The 12161-nt window shown below is 39.5% G+C and carries 16 protein-coding genes; all 16 read left to right on the top strand.

Annotated elements, in window-relative coordinates; all coding sequences use genetic code 11:
* Positions 1-24: 24 nt before the first annotated feature.
* Positions 25-720, top strand: coding sequence for a response regulator (locus LG273_RS13545; protein WP_379561941.1), 696 nt, complete (start codon positions 25-27; stop codon positions 718-720).
* Positions 721-976: 256 nt separating this feature from the next.
* A complete protein-coding gene (locus LG273_RS13540; protein ID WP_379561940.1) occupies positions 977-1819 on the top strand; it encodes a DegV family protein in 843 nt (280 codons plus the stop codon).
* Positions 1820-1884: 65 nt separating this feature from the next.
* The gene (locus LG273_RS13535; RefSeq protein WP_404454351.1) at positions 1885-3291 is read left to right on the top strand and encodes a DEAD/DEAH box helicase; all 1407 of its coding nucleotides are present in this window, start codon (positions 1885-1887) and stop codon (positions 3289-3291) included.
* Positions 3291-3965: a ComF family protein gene (locus LG273_RS13530; RefSeq protein WP_404454348.1), complete on the top strand. Its 675-nt coding sequence runs from the start codon at positions 3291-3293 to the stop codon at positions 3963-3965. The genes LG273_RS13535 and LG273_RS13530 overlap by 1 nt, the downstream gene beginning before the upstream one ends.
* Before the next feature lie 44 nt (positions 3966-4009).
* Positions 4010-4420, top strand: coding sequence for a TIGR03826 family flagellar region protein (locus LG273_RS13525; RefSeq protein ID WP_404454342.1), 411 nt, complete (start codon positions 4010-4012; stop codon positions 4418-4420).
* 100 nt (positions 4421-4520) lie between these two features.
* Positions 4521-4781, top strand: coding sequence for a flagellar biosynthesis anti-sigma factor FlgM (gene flgM / locus LG273_RS13520; RefSeq protein WP_379561936.1), 261 nt, complete (start codon positions 4521-4523; stop codon positions 4779-4781).
* Positions 4782-4811: 30 nt separating this feature from the next.
* A complete protein-coding gene (locus LG273_RS13515; protein ID WP_404454338.1) occupies positions 4812-5300 on the top strand; it encodes a flagellar protein FlgN in 489 nt (162 codons plus the stop codon).
* Positions 5301-5322: 22 nt separating this feature from the next.
* Positions 5323-6855 (top strand): flagellar hook-associated protein FlgK, encoded by a 1533-nt coding sequence (gene flgK, locus LG273_RS13510; RefSeq protein ID WP_404454335.1) that lies wholly within the window; start codon positions 5323-5325, stop codon positions 6853-6855.
* Between the two features lie 9 nt (positions 6856-6864).
* Positions 6865-7737, top strand: a complete 873-nt coding sequence (gene flgL, locus LG273_RS13505; RefSeq protein ID WP_379561932.1) for a flagellar hook-associated protein FlgL — start codon at positions 6865-6867, stop codon at positions 7735-7737.
* Between the two features lie 87 nt (positions 7738-7824).
* Positions 7825-8397: a DUF6470 family protein gene (locus tag LG273_RS13500; protein WP_404454332.1), complete on the top strand. Its 573-nt coding sequence runs from the start codon at positions 7825-7827 to the stop codon at positions 8395-8397.
* A 56-nt stretch (positions 8398-8453) separates the two neighbouring features.
* Entirely contained in the window at positions 8454-8903 is a 450-nt protein-coding gene (fliW, locus tag LG273_RS13495; RefSeq protein ID WP_404454329.1) for a flagellar assembly protein FliW, read from the top strand.
* 2 nt (positions 8904-8905) lie between these two features.
* Positions 8906-9133, top strand: a complete 228-nt coding sequence (gene csrA / locus LG273_RS13490; protein ID WP_379561928.1) for a carbon storage regulator CsrA — start codon at positions 8906-8908, stop codon at positions 9131-9133.
* A 73-nt stretch (positions 9134-9206) separates the two neighbouring features.
* Entirely contained in the window at positions 9207-9548 is a 342-nt protein-coding gene (gene flaG, locus LG273_RS13485; protein ID WP_379561927.1) for a flagellar protein FlaG, read from the top strand.
* A gap of 27 nt (positions 9549-9575) precedes the next feature.
* Positions 9576-11114, top strand: coding sequence for a flagellar hook-associated protein 2 (locus LG273_RS13480; protein ID WP_379561926.1), 1539 nt, complete (start codon positions 9576-9578; stop codon positions 11112-11114).
* 30 nt (positions 11115-11144) lie between these two features.
* A complete protein-coding gene (gene fliS / locus LG273_RS13475) occupies positions 11145-11543 on the top strand; it encodes a flagellar export chaperone FliS (protein ID WP_404454324.1) in 399 nt (132 codons plus the stop codon).
* Entirely contained in the window at positions 11543-11896 is a 354-nt protein-coding gene (locus tag LG273_RS13470; protein ID WP_404454322.1) for a flagellar protein FliT, read from the top strand. Before fliS ends, LG273_RS13470 begins: the two co-directional genes overlap by 1 nt.
* The last annotated feature ends 265 nt before the right edge of the window (positions 11897-12161 follow it).

Raw genomic sequence — 12161 nt, 5'->3', positions numbered from 1 at the left:
GAAAAAAGCCTGGAGGAACAAAATATGAATTCGACAGAAAAACAGATACGAATTGTATTAATTGATGATCATAAACTATTTCGCGAAGGGGTAAAACGAATCCTTGATTTTGAACCTTCTTTTGAGGTGGTAGCAGAAGGAGACGACGGTTCTGTCGCTTCAAAGCTAGTTAAAGAAAATAATCCAGATGTAGTCTTAATGGATATTAACATGCCGAATATGAACGGGGTACAAGCTACTGCAGACCTAGTTCGCTATTTTCCAAACACAAGTGTCATTATTTTATCTATCCATGATGATGAAAGTTATGTGACGCACGCTTTAAAAACAGGTGCACAAGGATATTTACTCAAAGAAATGGATTCAGATGCGTTAATCGAAGCGATAAAAGTTGTAACAGAAGGTGGCTCTTACCTTCATCCTAAAGTTACTCATAATTTAGTTTTAGAATATAGAAGACTTGCTAAAGAAAACAATACCAATATGTCCGAAAGCGGAATAGAATATCGGAAACCATTGCATTTACTTACAAAGAGAGAATGTCAAGTCCTTCAGCTTCTGGCAGACGGTAAGAGTAACCGTGCCGTTGCAGAGACGTTATACATTAGTGAAAAAACAGTGAAAAACCATGTTAGCAACATTTTGCAAAAAATGAATGTAAATGACCGTACACAAGCTGTAGTCTCAGCAATTCGTAAAGGTTGGGTAGAGGTACTCTAGGAAACTTCTCCCTTGTAATCTATATTTGTTCCTGCCATAAATGCAGTATAATATTTGGCTAGTTAGACTATAGCTATCACCCCGGCTTTAATGGCTGGGGTGTTTTTTTATGTCCCACCATCGTTTTGTATAACAAACTGGTGCATTTTAATAAGGATTCATGTAAAATAAAAATGGACTAAGGTATTATTCGACTAACAATAATAGATACATACGTAATATACTTAAAATGGTGCAAAAAAAGGAGAAGGTAATCATGAAAGTTGCTGTTATGACAGACAGTACAGCATATATTCCCGAAGATATTCGACAACAGCACAATATACATATGGTTCCACTTAGTGTCGTTTTTGAGGACGGATCTTATAGAGAAGAGATGGATATTTCGACCGAAACCTTCTATCAGAAAGTAAAGTCTATTAAGGGACTCCCTAAAACTTCTCAGCCATCCATTGGATATGTGACAGAAAAATTGGAAGAGCTAGCCAAGGATTATGATGCCGTTATTTCTGTTCATCTTTCCAGTGGCATTAGTGGCACTTACCAGACTGTTGCAAGTGCAGGAGGAATGGTTGAAGACATAGAAGTATATGCGTTTGATTCGGAATTGAGCTGTATGCCTCAAGGCTTTTATGCACTAGAGGCAGCAGAATTAGCAAAACAAGGGAAATCACCTGAAGAAATAATGAACAGGCTTCAGACAATGAAACAAACCATGCGTGCTTATTTCATGGTAGATGATTTAACAAACCTGCAGCGCGGTGGCAGGCTTAATGGTGCCCAAGCAATCGTTGGCAGTTTGCTTCAAGTAAAACCTGTATTACATTTCGTGGACAAAGTAATCGTCCCATTTGAAAAAATCCGCACACGTAAAAAAGCTATTGCTAGAATTATGGGAATGGTAGAAGAAGATGCAGCAAAAGGAAGCGAGCTTCGTGTTGTCTTTATCCATGCAAACAACGAAGACGCTGCAATTGAATTACAGCAAACCTTTTTAGAAAAATACCCTAATATGGACACCTCGATCAGCTATTTTGGCCCGGTTATCGGCACCCACTTAGGCGAAGGTGCTATCGGCGTAGGCTGGTATGTAAAATAAAGGAAATCGAAGAGCTACACTGCGGGGCAGTTAGCTCTTCTTTCATAAAGAAAGGACTGATCACCATGATACAGAATAAGCAAGATCATGAGAATCTTGCCAGAAACTTCGCTGGTAAATTATTGCTCCGTCAAGAAATCCCCCTCTCAGAGCCCCACTTTTCTCAAGCAATTTCCCAAAATTTATTTCGTCCCACACCTCCTTTTTCCAAGAAAGCTTTCAACTTACAATGTAATCGTTGTGGAAATAATGCAAAACATCTTCTTGCGGAATATCCATGCAGTGTTTGTGGAACTTCCCATCTTTATTGTCGGAAATGTATTACGATGGGGCGGGTAAGCGCGTGTAATAAGCTTTATGAATGGACTGGACCTGCACCAAATTGGGAACACTACGTAGCTCCCTGCTCCTGGGAGGGCACGTTAACAGAAGGGCAACAACAGGCTGCCGACCGGATTGCTACTGCTGTTAAAAATAGGGAGAGAGAATTCCTTACTTGGGCTGTTTGTGGGGCAGGTAAAACAGAAATGCTCTTTCCCGCCATTACAGCAGCTTTACAGCAGGGAAAAAGAATTTGCTTAGCTACCCCAAGAGCAGACGTGGTACGGGAATTAAAACCACGTATTCAGAAAGCATTTGAGAAGGTCCCTGTACAAGCCCTTTATGGTGGTAGTCAGGATAAGGAAGGCTCTTCCCAGCTTTTACTTGCCACAACCCATCAATTACTTCGCTTCAAGCAGGCTTTTGACGTGATGATTATTGATGAGATCGATGCCTTTCCTTTTCATGCAGATTCCTCTCTATCCTATGCTGCACAGCGAGCTATTCATCCTGGTAGTACGCTGATTTACTTAACTGCAACACCAAGAAAACAGCATATAAGACGAATACGAAATAAACGGTTGCCCCACATATTTGTTCCGAAACGATTTCACGGTCATCCTCTTCCTGTTCCCACCTTAAAGCAGGTTTCTCAATTAAAACGTCATTTGAGAAATAAACAGCTACCTCCAGCTTTTTATAAATGGCTACAGGCGCGCAAACAACCCAAAAGGCAGATCCTTGTGTTTGTTCCAACCATCGCCTTAGCTGAACAGTTCCTAACCCCAGTCGTAAATCTTCTATTAGATCAACATTTGATTACATCTACACAGCAGGCAAGTGCGGTGCATGCTGCCGATGCAGACAGGGAAGAAAAAGTGCAATTCTTTCGTAATCAATCGCTATTTTTACTTCTTACGACTACAATCCTTGAACGAGGTGTTACCTTTCCATCTGTTGACGTAGTTATTCTTGATGCAGGGCATTCGGTGTTTGATCAAGCAGCCATTGTTCAGATAGCAGGAAGAGCAGGTAGGAGCCCTGATGATCCAGAGGGAGAAGTCGTTCTCTTTCATGACGGAAAAACAAACGCGATGGTAGAAGCAGTGGACTCTATTAAACAAATGAACAAACGAGGGGGCTTTGTATAATGCATTGTTTATGGTGCGAAATGGAAATCATACCTACTGTTCACTGGGGGAACCTTGTTCAAGCATCTCGCCCATCTTTCCTTTGTGAAGAATGTACTAAAAAGCTTGAACGTATAAAAGGAAGACGCTGTACGAAATGTAGTCGAAAAACCTCAGAACGAATTTGTCAGGATTGCCAGTGGTGGGGGAGCCAGCAAGAGGATCCACTTAGTACAAATCATTCTGTCTACGCTTATAATGAGTTCATGCAAGAAGTCATCGCAAAATGGAAGTATCGCGGAGATTATGTGCTTAAAGATATATTTGCAGAGGCTTTCATTCAAACGTTTATTAAAGTATTTGGGAAGCAGAAAGATGCGCAACTGATTCCGATTCCTTTAAGTAATGCCCGCTTAAAAGAAAGAGGGTTTAATCAAGCAGAGGCACTCGCCAATTCTTTACCAAACCCATCATTAAATTTACTTTCTAGAACGGGTGAAGAAAAACAATCAAAAAAGTCTAGGAAGGAAAGAGTGACAGGGAAAAATCCATTTGTCATCAAAGAAACACTTAACAAACCGGCTATTTTGGTCGATGATATATATACAACAGGTACAACATTAAGACATGCAGCAGATCTTTTACGCCAAAATGGTTGCCCTGAGGTTAATGCGTTTACCTTGATTAGAGGGTAGTTTCTGCTGTGATATTATAATAGAATTAAAGGAGAACGTGTGTAATGGCTGAATTAGCAAACTGCTCCCGTTGCGATGCGGTGTTTGTAAAAGAAATCCGGGATATCTGCCAGAAATGTTATAAAGAGGAAGAAGCAGCATTTGATATAGTTTACCGTTTTTTACGCGAGCGAAAAAATAGAGAAGCGACACTCCAAGAGGTTGTGAACGCGACAGGTGTAGAACAAACCTTGATCTTAAAGTTTGTCAAACAAAAAAGATTACGCACGTCACAATTCCCCAAGCTTTCTTATCCCTGTGCGAAATGTGGTGAACCCATTATTACAGGTGAATTATGTGAAAGTTGCGTGAAGGGGTTTAAAGCAGATCTAGAAAAATTCGAGGAAATTAGATCAGTTGAACAAAAAAGTGAACAAAAAGAACCAGGTAAAACCTACTATTTATTTGATAAATGATGATTCATCCTTCAAAAATAAAATTTATAACCGATATAATGAACAAGAGAAGAACGCGGAAGATATATATAAGAATATTCATTAAAGAGGTGTGAAGGTAATGAAGATTAATGGCCCAAATCAAACGAATTTTAATCCATATAAAAATAGTATTCAGAAACATACGGAAATAAAAAGGGAAGCAAAGCAGGATCAATTGGAAATATCAAACCAAGCGAAACAGTTACAAGAGGGCGAAAAAGCAAACCCTGAGCGTGCAGCATATGTCCAAAGCATAAAAAAGGCTGTAGATGCTGGCGAATATAAGGTAGATGCAGAGAAAACAGCACAGAAAATGATTGATTTCTGGTCAGGAAAATAACGGATCTAGAAAAGCAGGGAGGATAGCATCATGTCAATTCAGAATGTACAACAAGCATTAACTAATCTAGTGAAGCTTCATGAGACTTTACTGGAAATCTCCCAAGAAAAAACAGAAGTCATCAAAGAAGGCAAGGTAGATAAGCTGCAAGCTATTCTAGTTAAAGAGAGAAAGCGAGTTCGTGAATTAGAAAAAGCAGAGACAGTAAGAATTCAGGCAGTGGATGCATATGTACAAGAACATCCTTCTATTACAGGTGCTTCCATTACCTCTTTGCTAGAATATATAGAAATGGAGAAAGATAGAGCGGATTTGGAAGCTAGCGCCATTTCGTTAACGGAAGCTATTACGAAATTGAAACAACAAGAAGAGCTAAACCGAGCGTTAATTAGCCAATCCATGCAATTCGTACAGCTTTCACTCGATTTGATGAATCCATCTCTTAAAAATATGAACTACGGTGAAGGAAAACCAGCATCATCTGCTGCCAAACGATCGGTTTTTGATTCAAAGGCTTAATAAAGGATAAAGGAGCAGGACAATGAGTACATTTCACGGATTGGAAATGGCCAAGCAAGCGCTTTTTACACAGCAATCAGCGCTTTATACAACGGGTCACAATATTTCAAATGCAAATACAGAAGGATACTCTAGACAGCGGGTTAATTTTGAAACCATGAACCCATACCCGGCTGGCTCAAGAAACCGCCCACAGATTCCAGGTCAATTAGGAACTGGCGTCGAAGCAGGTTCTGTGGAAAGAGTGAGGGATAAATTCCTTGATTACCAATACCGTTCAGAGAATAGTAAGACCGGCTATTGGCAAACGCTTTCCGATTCTTACGTGAGAATGGAAGGCATTATGAATGAACCTTCTGATAGTGGTCTATCGAAAACGATGGATAGCTTTTGGCAATCGCTACAGGATCTAGCAACAACACCAGAAAATTCTGGTGCACGTTCTGTTGTAGCAGAGCGAGGACTCGCAGTTGCAGAAACGTTTAACTATCTATCAGAATCATTAAGCTCAATACGAACAGATTTACAAACACAAATCAATGTATCTGTAAGTGATGCTAATTCACTGTTAAGGCAAATTGATGGCGTTAACCAACAAATAAGTTCCCTAGAGCCGCATGGCTATCTGCCAAATGATCTATATGATGAGCGAGACAGATTAATAGATAAACTATCGAGTATGATGAACATCAAGGTAACTTATAGCGAAAGCTCTGAAAGCTCACCCAAAATAGCGGATGGACTTGCCAGCATTGAAGTGGTTGATAATAAAGGGAAAGCTCTAACACCACCTGTCAAACTAGTAGATGGCAGCAATGCAGGAAATCCTGGAGCGGTGAATGAGATTGCAGTAGAGTATGCAGATGACAATACCGCTGCAGTAACAGGCCTGACTGTAGGTGGAAATTCGATAATGGCATCGAATGGTTCGATCAAAGGGTTGATTGATGCATACGGTCATCAATCAGGAACGGGCGTAACAGGAACTTATACGGATATGCTAACAAATCTTGATAAAATGGCTAGTACATTTGCGGAAGCTTTTAACGCTGTTCATCGTTCAGGAGAGGATCTTGACGGAAATGCAGGCGTCAACTTCTTTGAATTTAAGGACGGCCTTGATGGCACAGCAGAAGGGCTCACCGTTAACCAGGATATTTTAGATGAGCCAGAATTAATTGCAGCATCTCCAGGGGATGAGACAGGAAATTCCGGAAATGGAGGAAATGCTTCAAATCTGGCCGATGTATTTAATGACACGTCACTAGCTAATGATCCATTAGGAGAGAACACGTCCGTGAACACCTTCTACCAGTCGTTAATTGGGGAGATGGGGGTTCAAGCACAGGAAGCAAGTAGAATGACGAACAATGCAAATGTTCTTCGTTCCCAAGTACAAGACCAACGTATGTCGGTAAGCTCCGTATCCTTGGATGAAGAAATGTCTAATATGATCAAATTCCAGCACGCGTATAGTGCTGCTGCAAGAAGTATGACGACAATCGATGAAATGTTAGATCGTGTTATCAATAATATGGGATTAGTCGGAAGGTAGGTAAGATAAATGCGTATTACACAAGGAATGCTGTCTAATAACATGCTCCGTAATTTAACATCCAGCTATGCAAAAATGGATACGTTGATGGATCAGGTTAGCACGGGTAAAAAAATAAACCGTCCTTCCGACGATCCGGTTATTGCCATGAAAGGCATGGGTTATCGCACACAGCTTAAAGAAATTGAACAATATAAACGAAATACAAGTGAAGTGCATAATTGGATGGATAATACGGATGCCTCACTTGATAAAGCTACCCAAACCATGCAAAAGCTACGGGAGCTTGCAGTTCAAGCGAGCAACGATACATACGATGCTTCTGAGCGTGAGAATATTATGAAGGAAGTCGAACAGTTAAAAGAGCATATGATGGATATCGCAAATACAAGTGTAAATGGGAAGTACATTTTTAATGGAACGGATACGAAAACCCCTCCTGTTGATGCGAATGGTAATTTTGCCCCTTCCAGTACAAGCCCAGTTGTCATTGATGTCGCGAGTGGAACGAAACTGCAGGCAAATGTAAATCCAGAGGACGTCTTTGGAGAAGATCTATTTGCAAACATTGATTCGTTTATTAATGATCTAGAAAGTAATGACCAAGAAGCGATTGAAAGTAATATAGCAACCCTGCAGGATGGGATTGATAATATTATTAATGCACGGGCAGATCTTGGTGCCCGAATGAATCGCTTGGAGCTTGTGGAGAATAGGTTAAGCGAACAAGAAATTGTAGCAACGCAGACAATGTCTGATAACGAAGATGTGGATTATGAAAAAGCTATCACGGAATTAATTACACAGGAAAGTCTTCATCGAGCAGCGTTATCAGCTGGGTCCAAAATTATTCAGCCATCCTTGGTTGATTTTCTAAGGTAGTTTAATCTGAACCCTGCCCCAATCAAGGGTGCAGGGTTTCTTTCATAATATAGTCATAGATAGTCGGTATTGGAAGGGGGGAAGAAAATGAAGTTACCACAAATAAGAATACAATCCCAAATGGCCCAAACACAAATTCAGCAAACGCGGGCAACACAGGAAATCAGGCAACCGAAGGCAGATCTCAACATCCAACAGCCTGCTGCTGAAATTACAATGCGTACGACGCCATCAAAATTGAAAATTGATCAAACGAAAGCGTGGGAGGATATGAATCTCATGCATATTTTCAAGCGTAATGACCGGTTCGCCCAAGAAGGATTGTCAGCTGTAAAAGAAGGTATGGCACGAAGAGCACAGCAAGGAACAGAGCTTATGAAAATTGAGAACGGAGGGAGCCCCCTCACGACTCAGGCAAGTACGAATGCACAGCGACAAATGAAATCATTAGGTTTAACCTTTATTCCTTCCCCATTCAGTGTGAAGACAAGCTATCAACCATCTGAGCTAGATATTTCTGTAAAAACAAATGCGCCTATTATACAAGCCAAAGCGAACCAGCCTGAAATTACTTATCATCCAGGCAGTGTAAAAACAAGCATGAAGCAAATGCCTTCATTAGAAATAAATTTTGTTAACTTACATAGTGAAAATGGGTAACCGATCGAAACGCAACCATCGTTAGATTACGAGTAACAGACGAAAGGAAGATTTAGTTGAGGATTCAAACAAAATATTTAGGTGAAGTGGAAGTAGACGAACAGCAGCTGATCCATTTTGCGACAGGAATTCCTGGCTTTATAAACGAAAAAAGATTTATGCTAATGAATCTAGCAGACAATCCTACTTTTTCTATTCTACAGTCAGTAGACACGAAAGATGTGGCCTTTGTAGTAACAAGCCCGCATAATATCTATCCAGATTATACGCTTAAGCTTGATGAGACCATCTTAGCAAATTTACAAATTGAGTCAGAGAGTGATGTTTTACTATTTTCCATTGTGACGTTAAAAAATCCTTTTCAAAAAAGTACGCTAAATCTAAAAGCCCCCCTTGTTATTAATTCGAGAAATAAGCGTGGCAAGCAATATATTGTAGCTGTAGATGATTATTCTACAACAGCACCAATTGTTCCTGAAACATCAGTGGAAATGAAAGGGGAATAACGATGCTTGTGCTAAGACGTAAAAAAAATGAATCCATTCAGATAGGTGAAGACATAGAGATTAAAATTCTTGGCTTGGAAGGGGATCAGGTCAAGATTGGAATTGAAGCACCGGGCTCTGTGGATATTTACCGAAAAGAGTTATACATTGATACGAAGCAACAAAATAATGAAGCACTCAACGTGACAGAGGATTTGTTACAGCTTTTGAAAAATCCGAAGAAAGAATAGAAATTTTCCTTTATTTTTGTTTCAAGCTAGCCGATATAAAAACAGAATAATATAGTTGAGGAGATGCATTGCGATGCGTATAGACAATGTGATACATAGATCACAACCTCTTCTATCAAGTGAGCACAACCAGACTATCGCACCAGAGATAGATAAAGATAGTAATCATAACGAAATGCTAAGAGATTTTGACAAAGCAACTATTGAAAATGCCACAACTAGTTTAAATGAATTTATGGAGCCTTTGCGGACGAATTTGAAATTTGAGCTTCATGATAAATTAGAAAAATATTATGTAACGGTTATTGATTCAAAAACCAAAGAAGTGATAAAAGAAATACCCCCGAAAAAATTTTTAGACATGTACGCACAAATGGCAGAATTTATGGGGCTTTTAATTGACGAAAAAATATAGAATGTAATGATACAGGGAGGGATAGCCATGCGTATTGGCGGACTTGCATCAGGGATGGATATAGACCAGCTTGTAAATAAATTAATGACAGCAGAAAGAATGCCACTCGATAAAATGCAACAGGACAAGACCATGCTGGAGTGGAAGCGAGATAGTTTTCGAGAGATAAACACGAAATTATCAGAGCTAGATAATTTAATGTTAGATATGAAACTAAGTAAGACATATAACCCGAAAACAATTTCATCTTCTATGGAAGGCGCGGTAACGGCAACAGGCACACCTAGTACTTCTAATGGGACTTTTGAGATGAAAGTGAAACAGCTTGCTACTAATGCTATTAATGTGAGTGAGAGTAAACTAGAGATTGAACCAGATAAGCCTTTAAAGGAGCAAGATGCGTTTAAAAATCTAAAAACTGAAGATAAATATGTTCTCTTTACTACATATAATGAAGATGGAGAAAAGAACGAGCCCTATAAACTGGAAATTAAAGATGATGATACCTTAAACACGCTTCTAAAACGTATTTCAGATGATGACAATAATGTCCGGGCATTTTTTGATGAGGGAACTGGAAAAGTAATTATGGAAACGACTCGGACAGGGAATTATAATAAACCTGAAATTGGTGAAGAGGATATTATTGATGGAATAAACGGAAACCCTGAAATCAATTTTGAGAATGACTTTTTTTCAACTCTCCTTAATATGAACCAAGAAAAAGAGACAGGTGGCCAAAACGCCAAATTCGAATATAACAACAGTGGCCTAGAAATGGAGTCCACAACAAATGACTACAAATTAAACGGCATTACATTTAACTTCACAGATACTACTGGGGACAAATCAGCCAAACTCACCGTAACCAATGACGTAGATGCTTCTGTTGAAAAAATCATGGAGTTCGTTGATAAGTATAACGAAGTAGTAGAGAAGATGAATGGGGCGCAACGGGAAGAGAAATATCGTGATTATCCACCATTGACCGATGAGCAAAAGAAAGAAATGTCAGAGGATGAAATAAAACTGTGGGAAGAGCGTGCTAAGAGCGGTATTCTCCGAGGAGAAACCTCATTAACTTCAGGGCTATTTGATATGCGCCAGAGCTGGTACGCTACAGTCGAGACTGGTGGTGAGTATACATCCTTAACGCAAATTGGTATTACAACGTCTCCTAACTATATGGATGGTGGGAAGCTCATTGTAAAAGAAGATGAACTAAGAGCTGCACTTCAGGAAAACCCTGCAGATGTTCAAAAGCTATTCTCTAACAGTACAGATGAAGGTGCAAGCAGAGGAATCATTAACAGGCTAGAAGAGTCGTTAGATCGTACAATGGATACGATTGGCGAACGAGCTGGTGAAGGTACCGACACTTTGGAGAATTATACACTTGGTAAACGGATGAAAGATTTAGATACAAGAATTGCTGCGTTTGAGGACAGGCTAACCCAGGTTGAAACCAGGTACTGGAACCAGTTTACTGCAATGGAGAAGGCTATATCCCGTATGAATAACCAGTCTGCACAATTAATGTCGCAGTTTGGTGGAGGCATGATGTAATAGTGAAATACCAACAGAGGAGTGAGCGTCTTGTCAAATAAGCAATACCAAGCGTATCAAAACAACGCGGTTAACACAGCATCAGGCGGCGAGTTAACGCTTATGCTTTATAATGGCTGCATTAAGTTCATAAAGCAGGCTAGCAAAAACATTCAAAATGGTGAGTTCGAACAGAAAAACACGAATATACAAAAGGCGCAAAATATCATACAAGAACTTATGATTACGTTAGATCAAAAGATCGCGATTTCCCAGCAAATTTTACCGTTATATGAATACATGCATTATCAACTTAAAGAAGCAAATATAAAAAACGACCCCGCTATACTTGATGAGGTACTAAGTTTAACGGTGGAGTTTAGAGATACCTGGAAGCAAGTGATTATAAAAAATCGCCAAACAACTTACAAACAAGGTGCTCAAGTGTAATGAACCGCTTAGAGCCCGTGTATGAGATTACTTCCAGATTAAAAACGTTATTGAATCAGGAAATAACAGCAAAGACCCGAGAAGCTATGATAGAACAAGTAAATCAGCTAGTGGAATTACGAGGAGAACAGTTGGAACATGTGAAGCCGCCTTTTTCTGAAGAGGAAAAGCAGTTAGGGCAAGAGCTTGTTGCAATGAATCGAGCGATCGAGGAAAAAATGGAGAAGCTTTTCACGGAACTAAAAACAGAAATGAAACAGGTTAAAAAGCAAAAAAAATCCAATCGCACTTACATTAATCCATATGATAAGGTCCGGACACGCGATGGGAGATTTATGGATAGTAGAAACTAAACCACGGAGCAATGATGCTTCGTGTTTTTTTCTTATTTTAGCGGAGTGCTGTGCCTAGCCCCTTTGCTTATTTTAAAAAGGAGGAAATTGTAAACTTCTTCTTAACAATCCGAAGAAAATTATATTATTTATGTAAAAAATATAAAATTAGTGTAAAGTGCGTGTTGCTGGGTTTTGTGACTGATAATTCATAAAAATAAGCTATAACTAAGAATACATAAGGAGTTTATGCAGGAATTTTCTTGGGAAACGTAGTATAATATAG

The organism is Oceanobacillus kapialis (assembly GCF_044790185.1).
Lineage (GTDB): Bacteria > Bacillota > Bacilli > Bacillales > Amphibacillaceae > Oceanobacillus_B > Oceanobacillus_B kapialis.
The sequence above is the reverse complement of the archived record's forward strand: the minus strand, read 5'-3'. Positions and strand labels throughout refer to the sequence as shown.